Source organism: Streptomyces griseoflavus, from assembly GCF_014649995.1.
Taxonomy (GTDB): domain Bacteria; phylum Actinomycetota; class Actinomycetes; order Streptomycetales; family Streptomycetaceae; genus Streptomyces; species Streptomyces griseoflavus.
Window position 1 is genome coordinate 174,338 of record NZ_BMUC01000001.1, and the last position, 23,083, is coordinate 197,420.

Annotated in this window: 21 protein-coding genes, 1 tRNA gene and 1 pseudogene; 8 read left to right on the forward strand and 15 right to left on the reverse strand. The window is 73.0% G+C overall.

All coding sequences use genetic code 11. The features are described from left to right. The first annotated feature begins 20 nt into the window (after positions 1 to 20). Positions 21 to 320 carry a type II toxin-antitoxin system VapC family toxin gene (locus IE172_RS00800; RefSeq protein WP_229885780.1) on the forward strand — a complete coding sequence of 100 codons (300 nt, stop codon included), beginning with the start codon at positions 21 to 23 and terminating at the stop codon, positions 318 to 320. Between the two features lie 157 nt (positions 321 to 477). Here the strand turns inward: IE172_RS00800 and IE172_RS34270 are convergent. From IE172_RS34270 to IE172_RS00820, 5 genes and pseudogenes are all read right to left on the reverse strand, one after another. Beyond that, positions 478 to 717: pseudogene (locus IE172_RS34270) on the reverse strand (site-specific integrase); the annotation flags it as partial. 186 nt (positions 718 to 903) lie between these two features. Beyond that, positions 904 to 2,247, reverse strand: coding sequence for an AAA family ATPase (locus IE172_RS00805; RefSeq protein WP_190095075.1), 1,344 nt, complete (start codon positions 2,245 to 2,247; stop codon positions 904 to 906). After that, a complete protein-coding gene (locus IE172_RS00810; protein ID WP_190095076.1) occupies positions 2,244 to 3,845 on the reverse strand; it encodes a hypothetical protein in 1,602 nt (533 codons plus the stop codon). Before IE172_RS00810 ends, IE172_RS00805 begins: the two co-directional genes overlap by 4 nt. Continuing rightward, positions 3,836 to 4,975 carry a hypothetical protein gene (locus IE172_RS00815; protein ID WP_190095077.1) on the reverse strand — a complete coding sequence of 380 codons (1,140 nt, stop codon included), beginning with the start codon at positions 4,973 to 4,975 and terminating at the stop codon, positions 3,836 to 3,838. The genes IE172_RS00810 and IE172_RS00815 overlap by 10 nt, the downstream gene beginning before the upstream one ends. Continuing rightward, the gene (locus IE172_RS00820; protein WP_190095078.1) at positions 4,926 to 5,885 is read right to left on the reverse strand and encodes a phosphatase PAP2 family protein; all 960 of its coding nucleotides are present in this window, start codon (positions 5,883 to 5,885) and stop codon (positions 4,926 to 4,928) included. The genes IE172_RS00815 and IE172_RS00820 overlap by 50 nt, the downstream gene beginning before the upstream one ends. Positions 5,886 to 6,078: 193 nt before the next feature. Between IE172_RS00820 and IE172_RS00825 the strand changes: the two genes are divergently transcribed. Continuing rightward, positions 6,079 to 6,675 carry a histidine phosphatase family protein gene (locus tag IE172_RS00825; RefSeq protein WP_190095079.1) on the forward strand — a complete coding sequence of 199 codons (597 nt, stop codon included), beginning with the start codon at positions 6,079 to 6,081 and terminating at the stop codon, positions 6,673 to 6,675. Positions 6,676 to 6,827: 152 nt separating this feature from the next. Here the strand turns inward: IE172_RS00825 and IE172_RS00830 are convergent, their stop codons facing one another. Then, positions 6,828 to 8,276, reverse strand: a complete 1,449-nt coding sequence (locus IE172_RS00830) for an NsdA family TPR-like regulatory protein (RefSeq protein ID WP_190095080.1) — start codon at positions 8,274 to 8,276, stop codon at positions 6,828 to 6,830. A gap of 299 nt (positions 8,277 to 8,575) precedes the next feature. Here IE172_RS00830 and IE172_RS00835 point away from each other — a divergent pair, with 299 nt between their 5' ends. Together IE172_RS00835 and IE172_RS00840 are read left to right on the forward strand one after the other, a co-directional pair. Then, a complete protein-coding gene (locus tag IE172_RS00835; RefSeq protein ID WP_431994752.1) occupies positions 8,576 to 8,962 on the forward strand; it encodes a hypothetical protein in 387 nt (128 codons plus the stop codon). A gap of 67 nt (positions 8,963 to 9,029) precedes the next feature. Beyond that, complete coding sequence (locus IE172_RS00840; RefSeq protein WP_190095082.1) at positions 9,030 to 9,902, forward strand: spermidine synthase; 873 nt, start codon at positions 9,030 to 9,032, stop codon at positions 9,900 to 9,902. Positions 9,903 to 9,932: 30 nt separating this feature from the next. Here the strand turns inward: IE172_RS00840 and IE172_RS00845 are convergent, their stop codons facing one another. Next, complete coding sequence (locus IE172_RS00845; protein WP_190095083.1) at positions 9,933 to 10,493, reverse strand: hypothetical protein; 561 nt, start codon at positions 10,491 to 10,493, stop codon at positions 9,933 to 9,935. Positions 10,494 to 10,603: 110 nt separating this feature from the next. On the opposite strand from IE172_RS00845, the gene IE172_RS00850 reads away from it, so the two are divergent. Together IE172_RS00850 and IE172_RS00855 are read left to right on the forward strand one after the other, a co-directional pair. Further along, positions 10,604 to 11,308, forward strand: a complete 705-nt coding sequence (locus IE172_RS00850) for a response regulator transcription factor (protein WP_190095084.1) — start codon at positions 10,604 to 10,606, stop codon at positions 11,306 to 11,308. Beyond that, positions 11,305 to 12,714 (forward strand): sensor histidine kinase, encoded by a 1,410-nt coding sequence (locus IE172_RS00855; protein ID WP_190095085.1) that lies wholly within the window; start codon positions 11,305 to 11,307, stop codon positions 12,712 to 12,714. Before IE172_RS00850 ends, IE172_RS00855 begins: the two co-directional genes overlap by 4 nt. 250 nt (positions 12,715 to 12,964) lie before the next feature. Here the strand turns inward: IE172_RS00855 and IE172_RS00860 are convergent, their stop codons facing one another. The 4 genes from IE172_RS00860 to IE172_RS00875 all read right to left on the reverse strand — a co-directional run bounded on the left by IE172_RS00860 (position 12,965) and on the right by IE172_RS00875 (position 17,844). After that, positions 12,965 to 14,404 (reverse strand): GH1 family beta-glucosidase, encoded by a 1,440-nt coding sequence (locus tag IE172_RS00860; protein WP_190095086.1) that lies wholly within the window; start codon positions 14,402 to 14,404, stop codon positions 12,965 to 12,967. A 141-nt stretch (positions 14,405 to 14,545) separates the two neighbouring features. Next, positions 14,546 to 15,457, reverse strand: a complete 912-nt coding sequence (locus IE172_RS00865) for a carbohydrate ABC transporter permease (protein ID WP_190095087.1) — start codon at positions 15,455 to 15,457, stop codon at positions 14,546 to 14,548. A gap of 12 nt (positions 15,458 to 15,469) precedes the next feature. Beyond that, positions 15,470 to 16,480: a carbohydrate ABC transporter permease gene (locus IE172_RS00870; RefSeq protein WP_190095965.1), complete on the reverse strand. Its 1,011-nt coding sequence runs from the start codon at positions 16,478 to 16,480 to the stop codon at positions 15,470 to 15,472. A gap of 5 nt (positions 16,481 to 16,485) precedes the next feature. Beyond that, entirely contained in the window at positions 16,486 to 17,844 is a 1,359-nt protein-coding gene (locus IE172_RS00875) for an ABC transporter substrate-binding protein (RefSeq protein ID WP_190095088.1), read from the reverse strand. Between the two features lie 342 nt (positions 17,845 to 18,186). Here IE172_RS00875 and IE172_RS00880 point away from each other — a divergent pair, with 342 nt between their 5' ends. Continuing rightward, a complete protein-coding gene (locus IE172_RS00880) occupies positions 18,187 to 19,242 on the forward strand; it encodes a LacI family DNA-binding transcriptional regulator (RefSeq protein WP_190095089.1) in 1,056 nt (351 codons plus the stop codon). Positions 19,243 to 19,339: 97 nt separating this feature from the next. Here IE172_RS00880 and IE172_RS00885 read toward each other — a convergent pair. The 4 genes from IE172_RS00885 to IE172_RS00900 all read right to left on the reverse strand — a co-directional run bounded on the left by IE172_RS00885 (position 19,340) and on the right by IE172_RS00900 (position 22,176). Next, positions 19,340 to 19,412: transfer RNA gene (locus tag IE172_RS00885), tRNA-His, on the reverse strand. Between the two features lie 118 nt (positions 19,413 to 19,530). After that, entirely contained in the window at positions 19,531 to 20,133 is a 603-nt protein-coding gene (gene orn / locus IE172_RS00890; RefSeq protein ID WP_190095090.1) for an oligoribonuclease, read from the reverse strand. 95 nt (positions 20,134 to 20,228) lie between these two features. Next, positions 20,229 to 21,458 carry a helix-turn-helix domain-containing protein gene (locus IE172_RS00895; protein ID WP_190095091.1) on the reverse strand — a complete coding sequence of 410 codons (1,230 nt, stop codon included), beginning with the start codon at positions 21,456 to 21,458 and terminating at the stop codon, positions 20,229 to 20,231. A 388-nt stretch (positions 21,459 to 21,846) separates the two neighbouring features. Next, the gene (locus IE172_RS00900; RefSeq protein ID WP_229885729.1) at positions 21,847 to 22,176 is read right to left on the reverse strand and encodes a hypothetical protein; all 330 of its coding nucleotides are present in this window, start codon (positions 22,174 to 22,176) and stop codon (positions 21,847 to 21,849) included. A 347-nt stretch (positions 22,177 to 22,523) separates the two neighbouring features. Here IE172_RS00900 and IE172_RS00905 point away from each other — a divergent pair, with 347 nt between their 5' ends. Next, positions 22,524 to 23,051 carry a universal stress protein gene (locus IE172_RS00905; protein WP_190095092.1) on the forward strand — a complete coding sequence of 176 codons (528 nt, stop codon included), beginning with the start codon at positions 22,524 to 22,526 and terminating at the stop codon, positions 23,049 to 23,051. Positions 23,052 to 23,083: the final 32 nt, after the last annotated feature.

Here is a 23,083-nt window from a genome sequence, read left to right on the forward strand (position 1 = left end):
CGACCAAAGGTCGCCGCCTGCTGCCCAGCCCCGTCCTGACCGAGGTGTGCTGGCTCCTGGAACGCTGGCCCAAGCTGGAAGCCGACTTCCTCACCCAGGTGGCCAAGGGCACCTTCGAACTGGTCCACCTCACCCCTGCCGACCTGGACCGGATGAGCGAGCTCGTACTCCAGTACGCCGACTTCCCCCTCGGCGGCGTCGACGCCGCGGTGATCGCCGTGGCCGAACGCTTCGGCGTGGAACGCGTCGCCACCCTCGACCGCAGGCACTTCAGCGTCGTCCGCCCCAAGCACACCACGGCTCTCACACTGCTGCCCTGACGGCAACCGGACCCGCCAACGGCGTACGTCGGCGGACTTCCACGGACATGTGAATCGGCGCTGACCTGCGAAAACGCAGGTAATGGGCCCTCGCACTCCCCACGTACTATGTGCTGGCGGGTAAGACTCCGGTACTCGTTCACTTCGGGGATAAAGGGAGCGAGGTACGCGGCCACGCTGCCTTGCGCGGAGGGCACGGGAAGGCCGCGGTTGCTGGCGGCGATCTTCCCGGTGAGGTTGGCCAGGGCTTCCTTGCGGGTGGAGCCGTAGACACGGACGCGCCGACGGTGTTGCCGGGGGCGAGGACGTGGCCGGCGGCTTCCCAGCGGCCGTCCTTGCGCCGGTAGATGGTGCCTTCGCCGTTGGCGCGGGCCTTCTTGCGCTTGGGGGCGGTCATCGGGCGGCCTGTTCCAGGTGGCGCTGGACGTTGGGGACTACGCCGGTCCTTGTTCGCCATCTCGGCACCGTGCGATCCTCCTACGAAGTCACACTGGCGCCGGGAGACGGAGCCATCGCCGGCGGGTGCCCGGCGCTCTCCGACAGGTCACAGCTCTGTCAGCGACTTCATCGGCATTCTTGGTGGTCAGGGCCGCCAGGCCACCCGGTGTTCGGAGAGGTGGGCGAGGACCGCGTGGTTGGCCTCCCAGCCGTCCGGGAATTTGACGAGGGTGCCCAACTGGACGGGTTCCGTGGACGGGTAGTCGTCCAGGAGGTCGGTGACTCCCTCACGGCAGACCACGATGCAGGCGTGGCGGTGCCGGGAGGCGAGGACGCACAGGCGGCCGGTCTCCAGGTGGAAGGCGGTGGCGTCGGGGCGGCCGGAGAGGGGATGGAGCACGACGGTGACGTCGTACTCGCGGCCCTGGAGGCGGTTCGCCGTGTCGACCACCACGTCCGTCACGCCGAGTTCGGCGAGGGCCGAGCGGACGGCGGCCGCCTGGTCGCGGTGGGCGGTGCCGACGGCGACGCGGTCGGCGGTGAGGGGGGTGGGGTCGGGGGAGCGTTCGGACGTCGACGCGCCCCCGCGGTCCAGGAGGCGGCGGACGACCAGGGCCACCGCGCGGACCGCCTCCGGGTCCGTGCGGGGGGTGTGGCGGGCGGGGAGCTGGAGGAGGCCCCAGCCGGATTCCGCGGCCTCGTCGATCACACGGTCCGGGGCGGAGGCGTCGGACGGGACGGCGAAGGTGAGGGCGCGGTCGCCGTGGTCCGTGCCGCTGCGGAACGGGGTGTACGGGTAGAAGGCGTCCGAGACGAGAGGGGCGGCGGAGGCGGGGAGGCGCCAGGAGACCGGGAGGCGGTGCTGGGGGAGGTCGGGGTTGTGGGCGAGGAGCGTCGTCACGGCCGAGCCGGAGGGGTCGTAGGACAGGCCCGCCCACTGTTCGGCGCCCACGATGGAGAAGGGGTCGAGCTGGCCCGGGTCACCCACGAACAGGGCCCGTTCGAAGAGGCCGGCCACGGCGAGGAGCGCGTCCGAGCGCATCTGGTACGCCTCGTCGACGATCGCGTGCTGCCAGGGCTCCACGCCCTTGACGTGGGCCCACTTGGCGGCTGTGGAGATGACGACGGGCAGTCCGGCGAGGTCGGCGGCCTTCGCCGACTTGCGGACGTGGTCGAGGGAGTCGAGCGCCTTGTCGTAGGGGTCGGTGTCGCTGCTGTGGAGCCGGCCCACGGGGAGGTCGGGGTTCTTCTCGGCGAGGCGCAGGACCAGGTCGTCGACCTGGGCGTTGGTCTGGGCGACCACCATCAGCGGGCGGCCCGCCTCCGCCAGCTCCAGCGCCGCGCGCACCACCAGCGTGGACTTGCCGGCGCCGGGCGGGGAGTCGACGACGACACCGCGCGCGGTGCCGTGCAGGGTGTCGTGGAGGATCGCGTCGGTGGCGCGGGTGGCTGCCGCACCCGGGTCGAACACGGCCGGGGTGGCGGTCACAGGATGTCCTCCTCGGTCACCTGGTCGGCGGGCTCCGGCGCCGGTTCCTCACCGGGCGGGCCGCCGTGGGTCCACGGGGTCTCCTCCGGGTCGGGGAGCTTCGCACCGCCGCGCGGTTCGTGCTCGAACAGGGTGAAGCACACCCGGTCGCCCTTCTCGGGGACCGAACCCGGCTCCGGCTCCTTGCCCCGGCCCATCTTGTCCAGGACGCGCAGGACCAGCAGACCGCCCTCGGGGCCGTCCTCGTAACCCACGAACTCCGTCGTCTGCGGCTTCCCGCCCAGCGAGCGGTAGGCCCGCGCCCGCTCGCCGAGGTGCGGGGTGTCGTCCGTGCGGACGGTCACCAGCGGGCGGGGGCTCGGACGCTTGCTCTCGCTGTACGCCATCACCACGTCCACCACCTCGCCCGCGAACGCCTCTCCGGACAGCCGCCGGGCCGCCATCACCAGCGGGTCGTCGAGCGCCTCCTGGGCTTCCAGGCGGGACTGTTCGCGTTCGCGCGTGGCGAGCTTGTTCGCGGCGGTGACCGCGTCGTCGCGGCGCGGCTGGGGCGGTTCGCCGGACGTGACCCGGTCCCGGTGGCCGGTGAAGGACCAGCGGTCGCGGGTCCAGCGTTCCTCGACCCGCGCCCCCTCCGGAAGCTCCCGGAGCAGGTCGAGGCCCTGCCACACCGCGTCCCACGTGGGCCGGGTGCGGCTCTCCACCAGCGCGCGGATCTCCCGCTCGGCGGCGGTCAGCGCGCCCAGGCGGTCGTCCGCCTCCAGGCCGTCCTCGGCCGCCGCCAGCGCCGTGCGGGCGCGGTCGTAGCGTTCGATCGCCGGGGCGAGGAGCTTGTTGTCGAACGCCGGGTCGGTCGCCGGGCCCGCGGGCGGGCAGAGCAGCTGGCCGGCCGCGTCCCGCGCGAGTTCGGCCCGCTGTGCGGCTTCCGCGCCGGAGAGGCCCTCGGGCGGGGCGATCCAGGCGAGCAGTGCGCCCAGGTGCTGGTCCTCCAGCGTGGACTGGCCCGTCGCCCAGTGGCGGCTCAGGACGTCCGTCATGGCCAGGAGCAGGGAGGAGCCGGGGACGCGGGCGCGCTCCCCGAAGTGCGTCAGCCAGCGGCCGAGGAGCGGCACCCGGGGCGGCGCCGGGAACGGGGCCTCCGGGTCCTGCTCCGCCGTGCGCCGGAAGCGTGTCGAGCGGCCGAGGAGGCGTACGAGGTCGATGCCGGCCCGGCTCGGCACGATCAGCTGGGGCGCGTCCGCGCACAGCTCGACCTCGACCTTGACGCGCTTGCCGGTCTCCGGGTCGGTCTCGGACCGCTCGGCGGGCTCCACCGTGTCCGCGAAGCCGTCGACGTACGGCAGCACCACGTCGGCCAGTTCGGCCAGGAACGCGAACCGCTGGTCGCGGTCGCGCGGCTGCGGTACGGCCAGCAGGCGCGGGGCGTCCCGGTCGGTGCCGACCAGGGCGCCGAGCGGGGCGCCGGCCTCACCGGCGGTGATCAGCGGGACGAACACCAGGGGGCGCGTCGACAGGTGCCGGTGCCGGACGGTGGCGGCGGGCTGGGCGCGGCCGGTGCTGACGGCCTCGAGGCGGGCGAGGGTGGCGATCAGGGACAAGGGGCCACCTCCCGCGCGGCCGTCCCCAGCGCCTCCGCGCGCAGGGCCGCCGCCCTGCGCAGGGCCGCCACCGCCGGATCGTCGGGGTCACCGGACTCCCCGCGGGCCGCCGCCAGGACGTCCTCGACCGTCGTCAGACCGCCCAGCTCCGCCCGCACCGGACGGCCCAGGGAGGTCACCGCGCCGTCCGCGCGGGAGCGGTCCCGGCAGTGGAAGGCCAGCTCGCACGCGGACAGGCACTCCGGCGCGTAGGCCGCCGGGACCGACTCCACGGCCCGCGTCAGCTCCTCGGCGGGCAGCTCCGGTGAGAAGCAGACGCCCTCGGGGAGCGCGTCGGCGATCTCCTCGATGCGGGTGAGCCGGGCCAGCTGGCGGGCGGTCACCGCGCGCTGCTTGCGCACGTCGACGGCGGACGCGGTCGGCAGGTTGGAGAAGTCCTTGGGGCACACCAGCAGGACCCGGTGCCGTACGCGCGGGGTGGATTCCAGGCGTGCGGCGACCTCTTCCAGAGCCAGCACGTACACCGCCGCCTGGCGGGCCGCCGCGCCGACCTTCGCCGGGTCCGCGGCGCCGTCCAGCATGGGGAACGACTTGATCTCCACGACCGTCCAGCTGCCGTCCGGGTGCACCACGACCGCGTCCGGCTCCAGGAACGCGGGGGAGCCCGCGACGTCGAGCGCGAGCATCGGGTGGTCGAGCAGCGTCCACGCGCCGGGCTCCTCGGCGGCCTCGCGCAGCGCCAGCTCCGTACGGGCCGTCCGCCCCCGGGGGCCCTGCGCGGTCAGGTCGGGCACGTGCGCGTCGGCGGGCGGCTCGGATCCGCGGTCCAGCTTCTCGTGGGCGAGGCGCAGCAGCTCCGTACCGCCGTCGGCCTTCACCTTCGCCTCGAACGCGTTGCCCCGCACGAGCGCGAACTGCGACTGGCCGAAGGCCGAGGGTGAGCCCAGCGCGCCGGCCAGCGCCGCCTTGTTCACCCCGGCGCCGTCGAGGATCGCGCGCCGTCTGCAGCCCGGGTTGGCGGCGAGGGCCGCCAGGGCGCGCGCGTCCAGCGCCTTGGCCGGTACCTCCGGGCCGCGCAGCTCAGCGAGCCGGTGCCGGAGCGCTCTCTCCCGCGTCCGAGGGGGAGGCACCCGGTTCGGTTCCTGGTCCGTACGGCGACTCGGGGTGCCGCTGCCGTGGAATTCGCTCACCCGCGGAAGTCTGGCATCCGGCACTGACAATCGGGGAATGCGTGGCGGACGGGACTGCCGGGGCGGGTGCGAGGCGGGGCAGGAAACGGGCCTTCGCCAGGTCCGCGTACCGCATCACGCGGGGCGCCAGCAGCAGGCCGGCACCCATGACGGCGGCGCCCGCGACCGCGTCGAGGAAGTAGTGGTTCGCGGTGCCCATCACCACGATCGTGGTCACCAGCGGGTAGACGACGGCGGCCGTCCTCGTCAGGCGCGTCCGGCCGTACTTCCACAGGATCACGCCGCACCACAGCGCCCAGCCCACGTGCAGGCTCGGCATCGCCGCGTACTGGTTGGTCATCCCGCCGAGCCCGCGCGGGGCGCTCGCCTCGCCGCCCCACCAGCCGTACGAGCTGTAGTAGGCCATCGTGTCGACGAAGCCGTGGCTCGCGTCGAGCAGCCGGGGCGGGCAGGTGGGCAGCAGGGTGAAGCCGATGAGGCCGATGAACGTCGACGTCATCAGCCAGGTGCGGGCCGCGCGGTAGCGCACCGCGTGCGACCGGAACAGCCAGACCAGGACCGCCGGGGTCACCAGGTAGTGCAGGGAGGCGTACCAGAAGTCCGCGGGTATGCCTATCCAGGGTTCCCGGGTGAAGAGACGGTTCAGCGGGTGCTCGGCGTTGAGGAACAGCGCCTGCTCGACGCGCAGGATCGCCAGGCCGTGGTCCACGGCGTCGGCGACGTCGCCCCGTACGACCAGCCGTCCCGCCGAGTAGCAGGCGTACACGAGGACGATGAGCGGCAACTCCGTCCACCAGCGCAGCCGGGTCGCCGGGACCGCCTCGGTGCCCGGTGTCTCGGTGTGCGCCATCCGATCGCTCCCCCTCAATCCTGGTACGCCGCTCGTTCGGCGGCCAGTCACTCTACGGTGTCCTCGCGTCCCCCCGTGAGACGCCCTCGGCCCTCATAGACGCAGAGATCTCCCGCCGGGTTGCCCCCGACCAGGGTGCGCGAAGATGGAGGGGTTCCGCTTGCGATTTCTGTGAATGTCAGGAAGGTCTCCCATGGCACCGCGCATCCTGCTGGCCCGGCACGGACAGACCGGGTGGTCGCTGTCCGGCAAGCACACCGGCAGGACCGACGTGCCGCTCCTGGAGGAGGGCCGGCGGGGCGCCAAGCTGCTGGGGGAGCGGCTGCGGCAGGCGCCGCTCGACGGGCTGGCCGGTGCCGAGGTGCGGACCAGTCCGCTGGCGCGGGCGCGGGAGACGTGCGAGCTGGCCGGCTTCGGGGAGCGGGCGGAGCACTGGGACACGCTCATGGAGTGGGACTACGGGGCGTACGAGGGGATGACCCCGGCGGAGATACAGGCGTCCCGGCCGGGGTGGCTGATCTGGCGGGACGGGGTTCCCGACGGCGAGACCCTGGCCGAGGTGACCGCCCGCGCGGACGAGGTGGTGCGCTGGGCCCGGTCCGCCGACCGGGACGTGCTGGTGTTCGCGCACGGGCACATCCTGCGGTCCATCGGCGCGCGCTGGCTGGGGCTGCCGCTGGACTTCGCGGCGCGGGTGCGGCTGAACCCGACGTCGCTGTCGGTGCTGGGGTGGGCGTACGGGGAGCCGGCGATCGAGTCGTGGAACGACGTGGGACACCTGGCGGGCTGACCGGAGGCCCCCCACCGGCCCCCGTGCCGCACCGCGTGGGCGGTGGGGGACCTCTCTCTCGGGGGCCGAGAGCGCGGAGGCACCCGGGAACGCCGGGCCGCGTGACCCGCCCCCGGCCGGACTCAGGCGGGGCCGCCCGCCGTCACGGTCGGTCAGACGGCTCGCGGCAGCGCCGCGTGGCGGTCGAGGAAGGCGGAGACGCCGGTGGCCCGGCGGTGGGGGAGGAGTACCCGGGACGTCCCGGCCAGCATCGTGCGCACGCGCGACGACTGCACCTCGGCGAGCAGGTCCAGCGCCCGCATCCCGGCCGCCGCCGCCTCGTCCGGGAGGCCGCCGCGCGCCAGGTCGTCGGCCAGTTCCGCCGTGTACAGGGCGATGTTCCGCGTGAAGTGCGGGTCCTGGAGTTCCGCCGCACGGCGCGCGTGCCGTGCCGCCCGCGGCCAGTCGCCCAGCGTCGACCAGCACTGCGCCTCCAGGCCCTCCAGCTCCGCCTCCCCGTAGAAGCTCATCCACTCCGGGTCCGCCTCCGAGGAGCCGCGCTCGAAGTACGCCCCCGCCCGCACCAGCGCCTGCTCGCACCCCGAGCGGTCGGCGAGCCCCGCCCAGCCGCCCGCCTCGCGCAGCGCCAGCAGCGACATCAGCCGGGGCGAGCCCAGCGACCGTGCCACCCGCTGCGCCGCCTGCGCCGCCCGCACCGCCTCCCGGGGCCGGCCCGCGTCCCGGGCGAGGAACGCCGTGTTGCAGAAGGCGTGCGCCTCCAGCCCCGGATCGCCGGCCGTCCGCGCGGTCGCCAGCGCCTCCGCGTAGTGCGAGCGGGCGTCGTCGAAGCGGCCCGAGTCGTGCGCCAGCCAGCCCACCGAGATGGCCAGTTCACCGGCGCCCGAGTACAGCCGGTCCGCCGTCCGCTGCCGGGTCACCCCCGCGTCCAGCAGCGCGTACGCGGCGCGCAGCGGGGCCGCCGCGCGGCGGTAGAGCCCGTCCGCCCCGTGCCGGTCGTCCAGCAGCCGGATCCGGCGGACGGCATCCTCCAGCGCGCCCGCGTCGCTCGCCCCCGCGCGGCGCACGGCGCGCTGCGCCGTCGAGGCGTCGGAGGCGAGCCCGTAGGGGCTCAGCGAGGCGGCGGCCACCGTGGCGCCGCCGCCGGTCATGAATGCGCGACGCAGCACGTCGCTCTCCTCGTGGTCGTGCGGGTCGTACGTGTCGTACCGGTCCTGCGTCTCATACGGCTCGTACGCCCCGCTGGTCTCACCCGTGGCGTTCGCCGGTCCTGCGGTGCGGGCCGCCGGGACGTCCCCGGCGGTCCGGGTCCGGCGCCCGCGGACCGACGAGCGGGGCACGAAGCCCAGGTCGGTCAGCGTGCGGCCGGGAAACATGTGCAGGAACACCCGCTCATAGGCGTAGTTGGGGCAGCGGATCTCACCCGCCTCCACCCTGTGCACGTACCGCGCGTCGCAGGCGACCCGCTCGCCGATCTCGCGGGCGGCCCGCCGTACCGCCGCGGCGAACTCGGCCGGCGAGCGCGCTCCGCGCAGTCGCCGGAAGACCAGGTTCGGCCGCGGTGACCGATCGGGTGTGGACGAGGGCACCGTTGACGACGCCATGGCCGGGTCCTCTCTGCGAACCGTCGAACCATGCCGGAACCGGGCGAGTTGTCCGTGCTGTCCGATTGCCGCCCTGTTTCCGGCGGGCTTGAACGTACCTGCTGTGACGGAGCCGCCACGCGGAGTTTGGCTACAAAACGGATATGTCCTCCGCGATCCGCCATGAACTGCCATCCTTTGCGGCGCACTTTCGCCGTACCCGTTGACGTCCCGCCTCGTTGGGTTCTGTGGACCGGGAGACGCCCCGACTCCCGACCCGCTTGTTCAGAGCAGGCATATGTGTGGTGGAGGCCGGGATGATGACGACCGTCCGGAGCGACGATCCTTTGGACCCGCCGGGTACCGACTGCGATGTGGTCACGGTGCCGGCCCGGCAGGGCCTGGAGGCGGTCGACATCCTGCGGCGCGGAGCCTGCGACGCGATGGGCCCGGTGCTGCACGACGACGGCGGTGCCACCCTCGGCTTCCTCGTGCCGCCCGGGACGGCCGCCGCCTGGGACGTGCCGGGCAGCGTCTGCACGGAGACCGACGGCCGCGGACTGCGGTCGGCCCCCGAGCCGCCGGTGGAGGGGTCGGACTGGCTGCTGCCGCCCGGTGACGCGGACCTGGCGACGGACCCCGCCGTGCTGCGCGAGGCGCTGGGCGAGGCGCAGCGGCTGATCGAGGCCGCCGACGGCTGTTCCTGAACCGCTGCGGGCCGCCCCGTGACCGACCTCGCGGCCGCCGGCCGAGGCGGGCTGGGACAATGGGGCCATGGGCAGGGCCAGGAGCGGTGGACGCGGGCAGGGTGACGGTGCGCGGGCCGTCACCGAGGACGTCGACGGCGGACTCGCCCGGCTCGTTCCCGACCGGGACCGGCCGCGGGCCTGGACCCTGCTGATCGACGGTGCCCCGCAGTCGCACGTCGACCTGGACGACCCGTCCCACCTCTCCTTCGAGTACCAGCGCCGCTTCGGCCACGTCGTCGACCTGGCCGTCCCGCCCGGCAAGCCCCTGCACGCCGTCCACCTCGGCGGCGGCGCCTTCACCCTGGCCCGGTACGTCGCGGCCACCCGCCCCCGCTCCACCCAGCAGGTCGTGGAACGCGACGCGGCGCTGGTGCGGCTGGTCCGGCGCGAACTGCCGCTGGACGCCAGGGCCCGGATACGGGTGCGTGCGGTGGACGCCCGCGAAGGGCTCGCCAAGGTGCCGGACGGCTGGGCCGGGCTCGTCGTCGCCGACGTCTTCAGCGGGGCCCGCACCCCGGCGCACCTGACCTCCACCGAGTTCCTCGACGACGTCCGCAGGGCGCTCGCCCCCGGCGGGATCTACGCCGCCAACCTCGCCGACGGGCCGCCGCTCGCCCACCTGCGCGGCCAGATCGCCACCGCGGCGGCCCGGTTCGCCGAGCTCGCGCTGATCGCGGACGCCGCCGTACTGCGCGGCAAACGCTTCGGCAACGCCGTCCTGGTCGCCTCCGACGCGCCCCTCCCGGTCGCCGAGCTGACCCGCCGGGCCGCCTCCGACCCGCACCCGGGCCGGGTCCAGCACGGCCGCGAGCTGCGGGACTTCACCGGCGGAGCGCTCCCCGTGACCGACCTCGCGGCCGTCGCCTCACCGGCACCGCCCGCCTCCGTCTTCCACTGACCGCCGGGCCGCACCGGGGGTGACGGCACCTCAGTACGTGTTGATCTCCACCCGCGGCGGGCCGTCGTGCCAGGTGCAGAACACCGACACCCGGTCCGCGCCCGAGGAGAACTCCACCCGGATCCACGTCTCCGTCTTCCACACCTGCATCGACCAGCCGGCCCCCGGGGTCGCCGACACCAGCGACGCGGACGTCTCCCCCAGGTCGAAGACCGCCCGGCCGCCCTTGGTGTCATAGCCCCTGACCTCACCGGAGGCCGTCACGGGCGGCGGGGCGGGGGACGCGGACGGCGCGGCGGTCGGGGACGGCGCCCGCTCCGGCCGGCGGGAGGCGGGCGGGGCCGACGGCTCGCGCGACGGACCGGCGTCCTCCCCGGCGTCCTTCGACGGCGGCGCGGACGGCCGCCGCGTCGACGACGACACCGCCTGCGACGGCGTCCCGCCGTCCGGGCCGGCCGCCGCGACGGGCAGGGCACGGGGCGGGTCGTAGGCGGTGCCCTCCATCACGGTGCTGACGCCCCACCACGACAGCGTGACCGCCGCGCCCGTGGCGAGCAGCCAGGCCAGTACGTGTACGAGTCCTCTGCGCATCGTCGGCCCATAGTGCCCCACCGGCCCCGCGGGTGTCGCGCCCGCGCGGGCGCCCGGAGTTGTCCACAGGCACCGACGGGGGTCGCCCGGCATGGCGTACGGTGCCGCCCATGGCAAGTGTTCTCGTGGTCGAGGACGACCCGTTCGTCCGCTCGGCGCTGATCCGGCAGCTGACCGACGCCTCGCACACCGTGCGCAGCGTGGGCACGGCCCTGGAGGCGCTGCGCGAGGTCGCCCACTTCCGTTTCGACGTGGTCGTCCTGGACCTGGGACTGCCCGATCTCGACGGCTCCGAGGCACTGAAGATGCTGCGCGGCATCACCGACGTCCCCGTGATCGTCGCCACCGCCCGGGACGACGAGACCGAGGTCGTACGGCTGTTGAACGCCGGCGCGGACGACTACCTGACCAAGCCCTTCTCGGTGGACCACCTCTCGGCCCGCATGGCGGCCGTGCTGCGCCGCGCCCGCTCCGGCGGCGGCGAGGCCGCGCCCTCGCCGGTGATCCGGGTCGGCGGACTGACCGTCGACCCGCTGCGCCGCCAGGCCGAACTCGACGGCGTGCGACTCGACCTGACCCGCCGGGAGTTCGACCTGCTCGCCTTCCTCGCCGGCCGGCCCGGCGTGGTCGTCGCCCGCAGGGAACTCCTCGCCGAGGTGTGGCAGCAGTCCTACGGCGACGACCAGACCATCGACGTCCATCTGTCGTGGCTGCGCCGGAAACTGGGGGAGACCGCCGCCCGGCCCCGCTACCTGCACACCCTGCGGGGCGTCGGCGTGAAGCTGGAGCCGCCCGGAGCGGAGCCGGTGCGATGAGATGGGCCCTGGTCAAGGTGTCGCTGGCGGTGACGGCCATGGTCGTGGTCGCCTTCGCGGTGCCGCTCGGACTGGTCGTCCGCGAGATGGCCCGCGACCGGGCCTTCGCGGGCGCCGAGCGGGAGGCGGCGGCCGTCGCCCCCGCCCTGTCCATCACCACCGACCGCGACCAGCTCGAACGTGTCGTCGCCTCCACCGGCTCCGACACCGGCATGGCCGTGCACATCCCGGCCGCGGACGGCGGCGAGGCCCTGGAGATCGGGAAGCGGCGGGCCACGCCCGAGGACATCGCGGCGGTGCGGGAACTGGGCCGCGCCTCCACCTCCACCGTGTCCGGCGGCTCGACCCTCCTCCAGCCGGTCGCGCTCAGCTCCGGCGAGATCGCCGTGGTCGAGGTGTTCGTCCCCGAGTCCGAGGTCACCAACGGTGTCGGCACGGCGTGGGCGGTGCTCGCCGGGGTCGGCGTCGCGCTGATCCTCGGCTCGGTCGCGGTCGCCGACCGGCTGGGCGTACGGATGGTGCGGCCCGCGCGGCGGCTGGTGGAGGGGGCCCGCGACCTGGGGGAGGGGAAGCTCGGCGCCCGGGTACGGGAGGAGGGGCCGACCGAACTGCGGCTCGCGGCGGTCGCGTTCAACTCCATGGCCGACCAGGTCGTCCAGCTCCTCGCCAACGAACGGGAACTGGCGGCGGACCTGTCCCACCGGCTGCGCACACCGCTGACCGTGCTCCGGCTCAACGCCGCCTCCCTCGGCGAGGGTCCCGCCGCCGAGCAGACCCGGGCGGCCGTCGAGCAGCTGGAGCGCGAGGTGGACACCATCATCCGCACCGCCCGCGAGGCCAAGCCGCAGACGGCCGCCGCCGGGCCCGGCGCCGGGTGCGACGCGGCCGAGGTGGTGCGCGAGCGGATGGCGTTCTGGTCCGCGCTCGCCGAGGACGAGGGCCGCAAGTGGCGGATGGCCGGAGCCGACCGGCCGGTGCGGATACCCGTCGCCCGCACCGATCTGGCCGCCGCCCTCGACGCGCTGCTCGGCAACGTCTTCCGGCACACCGCCGAGGGCACCGCCTTCGCGGTCGACGTGCACAACGGCGAGGACGCGGTCATCCTGCTCGTCTCCGACGCGGGCCCCGGCATACCCGACCCCGAGACGGCGATGGCCCGCGGCCGGGGCTCCGGCAGCGACGGCTCGACCGGGCTCGGCCTGGACATCGTGCGCCGCCTCGCCGAAGGCACCGGAGGGGACATACGCATCGGCCCGTCGGTGCTCGGCGGGACCGAGGTGCGCGTGTGGATCCAGCTCGACGGACGCGAGCGGGCACCTCGGCGGCGCGGTCACCGGGGAACCGTGCGCCGACGCGCGACGGGCCGCCTCGGCGCGTTCTCCCGCCGCCCCCGATCCCTCTCTTGAGCGCGCCGAGACCACCGGCCGCCTTCCGGCACGGAACGGGGGACCCGCACCGCTTCCCGCGCTCGCCGGTGTGCTCCCGTACACCCGCGAGCGCCGGAAAGCGGGTGCCCCGCCCGCCCAGGGCACCGGCGCGTCCGGTGGCAGCCGGACGCGCGAACGGGGCGCGGCACTCCCCTGTGCACCGCGCCCCGCCCCCCGTACCCCCGTTCCCGGGCCCGGAGCAGGTCAGGTACTCCGGGCCCGGAGCCGGTCAGATGCCGTCGGGCTCGGGAAGCTCTCCCGTCTTGGCCGCACGCGCGTACCACAGGGCGCTGGACTTCGGCGTGCGCTGCTGCGTCACGTAGTCGACGTACACCGCGCCGAAGCGCTTGTCGTAGCCGTACGCCCACTCGAAGTTGTCCAGCAGCGACCACAGGTAGTAGCCGCGCACCTCCGCGCCGTCGGCGATGGCCCGGCGCACCGCCGACAGGTGGCCGTGCAGGTAGGCGACGCGCTCGGGGTCGTGCACCGAGCCGTCGGCGTCCGGCTTGTCGTCGTAGGCCGCGCCGTTCTCGGTGACGTAGATCGGCAGCCCGGGAGCCTCGCGGTGGTAGCGCATGATCAGCTCGTGCAGGCCGGTCGGGTCGACGGACCAGCCCATCTCGGTCTGCTCGCCCGGCGACTGGTGGAAGGCGACGTCGTCCGCGGCGGGCCACGGCGAGTGCTCGCTCGCCCCGTGCCCGTCGGCCCGCGGGCCCTTGGCGTCCGGATCCGCCGCCGACACCAGGGTGGGCGTGTAGTAGTTGAGGCCGAGCGCGTCCAGCGGCTGGTGGATCAGGTCCAGGTCGCCGTCCTCGATGAAGGACCAGTCGGTGAGCGAGGAGGTCGCCTCCAGCAGGGTCTCCGGGTAGGCGCCGTGCAGGATCGGGCCGTGGAAGATGCCGCCGGACAGGTCGTCGATCTTGCGTGCCGCCGCCCGGTCCGCCGGGTCGCTCGGCGACAGGGGCCGCACCACCGAGGTGTTGAGGCTGAGCGAGACCTGGTTGCGGGCCGGCATCACCGAGCGCAGCGCCTTGGTGCCCAGGCCGTGTGCCAGGTTCAGGTGGTGGGCGGCCCTGAGCGCGGCCACCGGGTCGGTGCGGCCGGGCGCGTGCACACCGGAGGCGTAGCCGAGGAAGGCGCTGCACCACGGCTCGTTGAGCGTGATCCAGTTCTCCACGCGGTCGCCGAGCGCCTCGCCCACGATCTGCGCGTACTCCGCGAAGCGGTAGGCGGTGTCGCGCTCGGGCCAGCCGCCCGCGTCCTCCAGCTCCTGCGGCAGGTCCCAGTGGTAGAGGGTGACGGCCGGCTTGATGCCCTTGTCCAGCAGTTCGTCGACGAGCTTGCGGTAGAAGTCCAGGCCGCGCTGCACGGCCGGGCCGCGGCCGGTGGGCTGCACGCGGGACCAGGAGACGGAGAAGCGGTAGGCGGCCAGGTTCAGCTCCGCCATCAGCGCCACGTCGTCGCGGTAGCGGTGGTAGTGGTCGACAGCGATGTCACCGGTGTCGCCGCCGAAGGTCTTGCCCGGCGTGTGACTGAAGGTGTCCCAGATGGATGGGGTACGCCCGTCCTCCCGCACCGCTCCCTCGATCTGGTACGCGGAGGTGGCGGCGCCCCAGAGGAAGGCGGGAGGAAAGGTCACCGGGGTCGCCGGCGTTGCGGAGTCAGACATGGAAGCGCTCCCATAGGAGGTCGTGGAAGACCGACGAGTACGGAAAGACAGGGGGAGGAGGGAGGAGGAAGGGGGCCGAGGCGGCGGTGACCCGGCCCCAGGGGTACGCAAGCAGGGGTCAGCCCGGTGCGCAAGCGGGCGTCAGCCCTTGACGGCACCCTGCATGATGCCGCCGACGATCTGCTTGCCGAAGATCGCGAAGACCAGCAGCAGGGGCAGCGTACCCAGCAGCGCACCCGCCATGATCAGGGACTGGTCCGGGGTGTAGCCGCGGCCCAGGCCCGCCACCGCGACCTGCACGGTCGGGTTGCCGGTCTGGGTCAGCACCAGGAACGGCCACAGGAAGTCGTTCCAGGCCTGCACGAACATCAGCATGCCGAGCACGGCCATCGCCGGCCGCGCGGCCGGGAACACCACGTGCCAGATCACGCGCCAGCTGCCCGCGCCGTCCACCCGGGCCGCCTCGATGACCTCGTCCGGCAGCGCCTGGAGCAGGTACTGCCGCATGAAGAACACGCCGAACGCGCTCACCAGCGACGGGAAGATGACCGCCTGCAGCTGGTCGGTCCAGTCGAGCTTGGCGACCATCATGTACAGCGGGATGATGCTGAGCTGCGGCGGGATCATCATCGTGCCGATGACGACCAGCATCAGGGCGTTGCGGCCCCTGAAGCGCAGCTTGGCGAAGGCGAACCCGGCGACCGTCGACAGCACCACGATGGTGACCGCGGACGTGCCCGCCACGATCGTGGTGTTGAGGAACGCCTCACCGAGGTTGGCCTCGGTCCAGGCGATCTCCAGGTTCTTGAACAGGTTCGAGCCGAACCAGAACGGCGGCGGCGTCTGCGCCAGGCGCTGGTTGTCCCGGGACGCGGCGATCGCCGTCCAGACCAGCGGGAACAGCGACACGAGCGTGAACACGATCAGGATCACGTACGCGATCGGACCGCCGTGCAGCGTGCCACCCGCCCGCGCGGACTTGGGCAGACGCGAGCGCCTCTGCTGCTGCTTCTCGACGGGTGTTGTCTCGGGGGGCGTCACAGTCGTCGTCACGGCCACAACTCCTTAACTGCTGGCGCGCAGCCGGCGCGAGATGACGTGGTTGATGAGGCCGATGACGATCAGGATCGCGAACATCGTCCAGGCGATCGCCGAGGCACGGCCCAGGTGCTGGTTGACCCAGCCCTGCTCGTACAGGTACAGGCCGAGCGTCTGGAACTGGTGCTCCGCGCCGCCCGACGCGCCCTTGTTGGGGTCGAACAGCAGCGGCTCGCCGAAGACCTGGCTGGCGCCGATCGTCGAGACGACGACGGTGAACAGGATCGTCGGGCGCAGCGACGGCAGCGTCACGTGGAGGAACTGCTTCCAGCGGCTGGCACCGTCCAGCGCCGCCGACTCGTACAGGTCCTGCGGGATCGCCTGCATCGCGGCCAGGTAGATCAGCGCGTTGTAGCCGGTCCAGCGCCAGATGATGATGGTCGACACGGCAATCTGCCCGGGCCACTTGTCGTCCTGCCAGGCGATGGGGTCGATCCCGACCGAGTCCAGCGCCCAGTTGATCATGCCGTAGTCGCGCCCGAAGAGCAGCACGAACACCAGGGTGGCGGCGGCGATCGAGGTGGCGTACGGGGCGAGCATCGCGACCCGCCAGAAGGTCGAGGCGCGCAGCTTGTAGTTGAGGATGTGCGCGATGCCCATCGCGATCATCAGCTGCGGCACCGTCGAGATGATGCCGATGGTCAGCGTGTTCTGTGCCGCGTTCCAGAAGAAGTCGTCGTCGAAGATCCGGGTGTAGTTCTTCAGCCCGACCCAGTTCATGTCGGTCGGGGCGGTCAGTTCCACCTGGTGCAGCGAGGCCCAGCCGGTCCAGATCAGCGGGAACAGGCCGAAGGCGGCGAACAGCAGGAAGAACGGCGAGACGAACGCGTACGGGCTCCAGCGCGCGTCACGCTGCCAGCGTCGGGACAGCTTGGCCCGGCGCTTGGCTTCCTTGTCCGTGGGGGAGCCGTCCTGCGGACGGCCCGGGGCCGCGCCCCCCTTGACGGGGGACGCGGCGGTGTCGGAGCGGGTGGCCATGCGGGTCACTTGTCCAGGTTGTTGTCGATGGTCTTGGTGGCCGTCTCCCAGGCCTCCTTGGCGGACTTGCCCTTCGTCACCAGGATGACGCCGTTGTCCGTCAGGCCCTGCTGGATGATCTGGTCCTTCGGGCCGATGACCTGGACCGGGATCTGCTTGGCGGCCTCGGAGAAGATCGTGCCGATCGGGGCGTCACCGGTCATGTCGTTCTTGGCACCGGTCACCTCCGCGCTGTCGAACGCGGCCTGGGCGCTGGGGAAGCTGCCCTGCACCTTGAACAGCTTCGCCTGCTGCTCGGGCGCGGTCAGCCAGGCCACCAGCTTCTTGGCCTCGTCGACGTTCTTGCCGTTCTTCGGCACGCTCAGGAAGGAGCCGCCCCAGTTGCCGGACTTGGGGGCCACGGCCACGTCCCACTTGCCGGCGGCGTCGGGCTGCGACTTGCCCTTGATGTAGCCGAGCATCCACGGCGGGCAGGCCATCGCGGCGAACTTGTTGTTGGCGATCGTCTGGTCCCAGGCCGGCTGGAACTGCGTCTGGGCGCCGACCAGGCCCTTCTCGGCGGCCTCGGCGGTCAGGTCGAAGGCGTTCTTGACGGCCGGGTTGGTCTTGTAGATGACCTCGCCGGAGGCGTCGTAGAACTTCTCCTCCTCACTGCTGAGGATCGCGTTGATCAGACCGCCGGGGGAGTCCAGGAAGGTGGTGCCCTTGGGGCCCTTCTTCTTGTAGTCCTCGCCGACCTGGACGAACTTCTTCCAGTCGCCGGCCCACAGCTTCGCGACCTCCGCGCGGTCGCTGGGCAGTCCGGCCTTCTCGAAGAGGTCCTTGCGGTAGCAGATCGCCATCGGGCCGACGTCGGTGCCGAGGCCGACGGTCTGGCCGTCCTTGGTGGTGGCCTGCTCCCACTTCCAGCCCAGCCAGTTCTCCTTCTTCACCCCCGGGGCCTTGGAGAGGTCCTCGAGCTTGGCCGCCTGGGTGGCGACGATCTCGGCGATGTTGCCCACCTCGACGGCCTGGACGTCCTGCAGGCCGCTGTTGGTGGTCAGGTGGTTGAGCAGCGCCGGGTAGTAGTTCTCGTTCCGCTCGACGACGTTCTCGGCGATCTTGATGTCGGGGTTGAGCTTCTCGTACTCGGCGTAGAGGCCGGCTTCCTTGAAGCCCATGGTGCCGAAGAGGCCCAGGGTGATCGTGGTCTTCCCCTCGCCGCCGCCCGACGAGGAATCGGAGTCGTCTCCGCCGTCGTCGGCACAGCCGGCCAGCAGCCCGGTGCCCAGCGAGACCACGGCCGCGATGGCCAGTGCCTTGCGGGCGATGGGCTTCCCCCCGCCCGACCGCTGACGGGAGAGGGGGAGGGTACGTGCTCGCATTGCGTCCTCCTGTTGCCCTGACGTGCCGACCCCCCGGCCAACGGCTCTGTTGACCCGTGTGATGCGCATTGCGGCTCGGGCGGGGAACGTGCGGGTTGTGTATGTGTCAGGTACTGTGGGAGCGCTCCCACAAGTGATGTGTTGAAGAGTCGCGGGTCCGGGCGGGGGTGTCAAGGGAACAGACGCGGCAAAGTGCGTTCAGTTATCTGCCCGTTAACTTGACGCCGGGGGGCCGTCCGCGGAACGGATCGGTCCGCACAGTGTCGTCGACGCGGCCGTCACCGTCACTGCCGGGGCTGTTACATTCCAGGCCGGTGGGACGTACGAAGGAAGGCGGAGCCGATGGCAAGCCACGGAGCGCGGGGCCGTAGCGGCGGCCGCCCCACCCTCGAAGAGGTGGCCGCGCGCGCCGGGGTCGGCCGGGGCACGGTGTCCCGGGTGATCAACGGCTCGCCCCGGGTGAGCGACGCCACGCGCGCGCTCGTGGAGGCGGCGGTCGCCGAGCTCGGTTACGTCCCGAACACGGCGGCCCGCGCGCTGGCCGCGAACCGTACGGACGCCATCGCCCTGGTGGTGCCCGAGCCGGAGACCCGGTTCTTCGCCGAGCCGTACTTCTCCGACATGCTCCGGGGTGTCGGCGCGGCGCTGTCCGACACCGAGATGCAGCTGCTGCTGATCTTCGCGGGAAGTGACCGGGAGCGGCAGCGGCTCGCCCAGTACCTGGCCGCGCACCGGGTGGACGGGGTGCTCCTGGTCTCGGTGCACGCCGACGACCCGCTGCCCGACATGCTGTCCCAGCTGGAGATCCCCGCGGTGATCAGCGGTCCCCGCTCGGCCGCGGAGACCCTCGCCTCGGTGGACTCCGACAACTACGGCGGCGCCCGTCAGGCCGTCGAGCACCTCATCGGCCGGGGCCGGCGCACCATCGCCCACATCACCGGCCGTCTCGACGTGTACGGCGCCCAGCGGCGCATCGACGGGTACCGCGACGCCCTGCGCGACGCGGGCCACGAGGTGGACGAGCTGCTGATCGAGCCGGGGGACTTCTCCGAGGAGGGCGGCCGGCGCGCGATGGCGGCCCTGCTGGAGCGCCGCCCCGACCTGGACGCCGTCTTCGCGGCCTCGGACGTCACCGCGGCCGGTGCCCGGCAGGCCCTGCGTGAGGCGGGCCGCCGCATCCCCGACGACGTGGCGCTGGTCGGCTACGACGACTCCGCCATCGCCCGTCACATGGACCCGCCGCTGACGAGCGTGCGCCAGCCGATACAGGAGATGGGCCGCGCGATGATCGACCTGCTGCTCACCGAGGTCGCCGACCGCCGCCCGGCCGTGTCGCGGGGCCTGGAGCGCCGCCAGATGGTGCTGGCCACGGAACTGGTGGACCGCGCCTCGTCGTGAGGGCGCGCCACGCGGGGCCCCGGTCCCGCGCCGCGCGCGGCCCCGGAGACGAGTTCAGCCGGTGATCCCCGTACGGGATCACCGGCTGACTGGTGAGGGTGAGTGACGGGACTTGAACCCGCGACATCCTGGACCACAACCAGGTGCTCTACCAGCTGAGCTACACCCACCATGGCCTTGTCGGTCGAGGTCAGTGACTTCTCCGACCGGCCGAGAAAAAGTGTACAGGGTCCGAAGGGGTGCTCGCGCACACCTTTCGGCGGGGGTGTCCCGGGACCCCCCGGTTCCCTACTGAGCAGGCAGGACGTGCTTGGCGGCGATCTTCTTCGCGGTGTCCGAGTCGGGTCCCGGCTGAGCCACGAAGACGGCCTCGCGGTAGTAGCGCAGTTCCGCGATGGACTCGCGGATGTCGGCGAGCGCGCGGTGGTTGCCGTTCTTCTCGGGGCTGTTGAAGTACGCCCTCGGGTACCAGCGGCGGGCCAGCTCCTTGATGCTGGAGACGTCCACGATGCGGTAGTGCAGGTAGTCCTCCAGGGTCGGCATGTCCCGCAGCAGGAAACCGCGGTCGGTGCCGACGGAGTTGCCGCACAGGGGCGCCTTGCCGGGCTCCTTGACGTGTTCCCGCACGTAGTCGAGGACCCGCTGCTCGGCGTCCTCGAGCGTCGTGCCGCCCGCCAGTTCGGCGAGCAGTCCGGACGCGGTGTGCATCTCCCGCACCACCTCCGGCATCGTCTCCAGGGCCCGCTCCGGCGGGCGGATGACGATGTCCACGCCCTCGCCGAGCACGTTCAGCTCGGAGTCGGTGACGAGGGCGGCCACTTCGATGAGCGCGTCGTCCGACAGCGAGAGGCCGGTCATCTCGCAGTCGATCCACACCATGCGATCGTTCATGTGTCTAACCTTACGGGGCGCCGCGCCGTGCGGGCCCGTACGGGCGGCACGGGCCGGAGGCGGTGGCCTCCGGCCCGTCGTTCACCGTCGCCGGCTCACGGCGCGGTGCGCTGGCCCGGTACGCCGGAGCCCGATGCCGTCAGGGACGGGCCCACACCGGCCGCCGCCGTGCGGCGGGACTGGTGCGGCAGCGGACTGTCCTGGTGCGGTGCCGGCGGCACCGGGTGCCCGGCGTGGCCCGGCTGGCCGGACGGGACGGGCCCCTGGCCGTGCGCGGCGGCCTCGCTGTCCTGCCGCCGGTCGGCCTGGGGGCGCCGCGCGCGGTACGCGGCCCGGTAGGCGGCCGGTGACGAGCCCAGCTGCCGCCGGAAGTGGCCGCGCAGGGCCACCGGCGAGCGGAAGCCGCAGCGGCCGGCCACCTCGTCCACCGAGTAGTCCGACGTCTCCAGCAGCCGCTGCGCCTGGAGCACCCGCTGGGTGATCAGCCACTGCAGCGGAGCGCTTCCGGTCAGTGAGCGGAAACGGCGGTCGAACGTCCGGCGGCTCATGTACGCGCGTGCCGCCAGCGTCTCCACGTCGAACTGTTCGTGGAGGTGTTCCAGCGCCCAGGCGACGACCTCGGCGAGCGGGTCGGCGCCGATCTCCTCCGGTAAAGACCGGTCGAGGTAGCGCTCCTGGCCGCCGCTGCGGCGCGGGGGGACCACCAGGCGGCGGGCGAGCGCGCCGGCCGCCTCGTTGCCGTGGTCCGTGCGCACGATGTGCAGGCACAGGTCGATGCCGGCCGCGGTGCCCGCCGACGTCAGCACGTCGCCGTCGTCCACGAAGAGTTCCCGCGGATCGACGTGCACCGACGGATAGCGCTTCGCGAGCGTCGGCGCGTACATCCAGTGGGTGGTCGCCGGCCGGCCGTCCAGCAGGCCCGCCGCCGCGAGGACGAAGGCGCCGGTGCACAGCCCGACGATGCGGGCGCCCTCCTCGTGGGCCCGGCGCAGCGCGTCGAGCGCGTCCTGCGGTGGCGGCGAGGTGATGGACCGCCAGGCCGGCACCACGACGGTGCCCGCCCGGGATATCGCCTCCAGGCCGTGTGGCGCGGTGAGTTCCAGGCCCCCCGTGGTCCGCAGCGGGCCGTCCTCACCTCCGCACACCAGCAGGCGGTAGCGCGGTACGCCGGCGTCCTGGCGGTCAACCCCGAACACCGACAGCGGTATGGAACTCTCGAAGATGGGACCGCCGCTGAACAGCAGCACCGCGACGATCTCCTTGCGGCGTCGCCCGGAGAGTTTCCGGGCCGCGGCTTCCGGCGCGGCGGTGGAGTCGTGGCTCATAACTGCTAAGCCCCCCTCGGTGGTCGCGGCGCCCTGTTCCCTTCGGGTGTGTCGCTCCAACACGTTTCCCCTCGGTCCTGCACGAGTCCCCCGCCGTACGACAGTCAAGATCGAATCTACTGCGTCCAGTTGCACCCGCGTGGCCGGTTCGCCACCCGGCAGAATGTCGACTTGGCAACTTGGCGTGAAGCATTCGATCGCGAAGGGTTGCACTCGCGGGGCGTGCAGGGAAGTGCGCCTTGTCGCGGTGGCCAATCCCCGTAGGGTGCGCGAGGCTTCTGGGAGCCCTTTTGCGCAGGTCGGACGGGGGATGAGGGGTGGGGGCGGCAGGGGGCGGGCACCATCCGGAAGTTGGCTGAAAAGATACGGCCGCGGGCGCGGAAACCGGTCAGCCGACCGGTGTGTCCCCGCCCTTGCCTGCCCGGCCTCCTCGTGCCTCGGCCCCGGCCCGGCGCCGCCCGCCCCGGCGCGGCTCCGGTTCCCCGGCCGACGGCCGCGCGGCGACCCGCTGGGAGCGCCGCATCAGCAGCCGGCAGGCGCCCGTGACCGCCGCCAGGCCGAACGCCACACCGGCCGCCCCCGCCAGGGAGGAGCCGCACCACAGCAGGACCACCGGCACGAGCAGGCAGCTGAACGCCGCCCAGCGCACCACGTCGCCCACGTCCCGGGCGGACGCGGCCGCACGGTCCCGCTCGGGGGTGGGACCGGGTCCGGACATGAGGTGCTCCCTGTGGCGTGGCTCACGGGGTTCAACGCGCGGTCCGTCCGTCGGTCACTGCGGGTACGGCCGGACGGCCGCCGCGGGGGCGGGCGTACGACCCGGAGGGACCCCACTCTCCCGGCCGGGCGAGGTCCGCGCAAACCACCTGTACAGGGCAGCAACCATTGCGTGACGGGCGCCCCCTCGTGCATGCTCCGGGGAACCCGCCTGCCGGTATGCGCGGGGTCTGGGCCAAGGAGGCGTGGCGCCGTACCCTTGGGGGTATGGGGTTGGGAAGACCATTCCCGGACACAGCTCCGCCGCACACTGTCGTCCCCCAGAAGGATCACAACTCCGAGACAGCCATGGCCGGTCACGAATTCTTCGAACCCGCGGACCGCAAGCGGCCGGTCGCCGATCCCACGGCGGCCGAACCCCTGGCGGCGGAGGAATCACGCCATCCCTGCGATCCGGCGTTCCGGCACGGGGTGGTCGTCGGCTTCGACGGGTCCACCTCCAGTGAACGGGCCCTCGCGTACGCCATCGGCATGGCGCGGCGCCTCGGCTCGGGCCTGATCATCGTCCACGTCGCCAACCGGCTGCCCACGACGGTCTGGGCGGGCTGCGAGCCCCCGGTCTTCGTGGACGTCCCGGACCACCGCACGGAGGTGCTCGGTCTCGAGCTCGCCTGCGCGGACTATCTGGCCGAGGTGCCGTGGATCCTGGTCGAGCGCGGCGGGGACATCTGCCACGAACTCGAAGAGGTGGGGCGGGAGTACGAGGCCGACGCGATCGTCGTGGGGTCCACCCACGGGCTCGTGGGGCGGCTCTTCGGCTCCGTCGCCGGGAGGCTGGCGAAGCGGGCGCAGCGGCCCGTGGTGGTCATCCCGTGAGCTGAGGGGTGCGGGCCCTCTGCGCCGACGAC

Bases quoted from the DNA above. Each gene is read 5' to 3' on its own strand.
- orn (WP_190095090.1), bottom strand. From the start codon at position 20,133: ATGAACGATCGCATGGTGTGGATCGACTGCGAGATGACCGGCCTCTCG.
- IE172_RS00895 (WP_190095091.1), bottom strand. From the start codon at position 21,458: ATGAGCCACGACTCCACCGCCGCGCCGGAAGCCGCGGCCCGGAAACTC.
- IE172_RS00840 (WP_190095082.1), top strand. From the start codon at position 9,030: ATGGGCAGGGCCAGGAGCGGTGGACGCGGGCAGGGTGACGGTGCGCGG.
- IE172_RS00850 (WP_190095084.1), top strand. From the start codon at position 10,604: ATGGCAAGTGTTCTCGTGGTCGAGGACGACCCGTTCGTCCGCTCGGCG.
- IE172_RS00825 (WP_190095079.1), top strand. From the start codon at position 6,079: ATGGCACCGCGCATCCTGCTGGCCCGGCACGGACAGACCGGGTGGTCG.
- IE172_RS00855 (WP_190095085.1), top strand. From the start codon at position 11,305: ATGAGATGGGCCCTGGTCAAGGTGTCGCTGGCGGTGACGGCCATGGTC.
- IE172_RS00875 (WP_190095088.1), bottom strand. From the start codon at position 17,844: ATGCGAGCACGTACCCTCCCCCTCTCCCGTCAGCGGTCGGGCGGGGGG.
- IE172_RS00845 (WP_190095083.1), bottom strand. From the start codon at position 10,493: ATGCGCAGAGGACTCGTACACGTACTGGCCTGGCTGCTCGCCACGGGC.
- IE172_RS00880 (WP_190095089.1), top strand. From the start codon at position 18,187: ATGGCAAGCCACGGAGCGCGGGGCCGTAGCGGCGGCCGCCCCACCCTC.
- IE172_RS00870 (WP_190095965.1), bottom strand. From the start codon at position 16,480: ATGGCCACCCGCTCCGACACCGCCGCGTCCCCCGTCAAGGGGGGCGCG.
- IE172_RS00820 (WP_190095078.1), bottom strand. From the start codon at position 5,885: ATGGCGCACACCGAGACACCGGGCACCGAGGCGGTCCCGGCGACCCGG.
- IE172_RS00835 (WP_431994752.1), top strand. From the start codon at position 8,576: ATGACGACCGTCCGGAGCGACGATCCTTTGGACCCGCCGGGTACCGAC.
- IE172_RS00830 (WP_190095080.1), bottom strand. From the start codon at position 8,276: ATGGCGTCGTCAACGGTGCCCTCGTCCACACCCGATCGGTCACCGCGG.
- IE172_RS00860 (WP_190095086.1), bottom strand. From the start codon at position 14,404: ATGTCTGACTCCGCAACGCCGGCGACCCCGGTGACCTTTCCTCCCGCC.
- IE172_RS00900 (WP_229885729.1), bottom strand. From the start codon at position 22,176: ATGTCCGGACCCGGTCCCACCCCCGAGCGGGACCGTGCGGCCGCGTCC.
- IE172_RS00905 (WP_190095092.1), top strand. From the start codon at position 22,524: ATGGCCGGTCACGAATTCTTCGAACCCGCGGACCGCAAGCGGCCGGTC.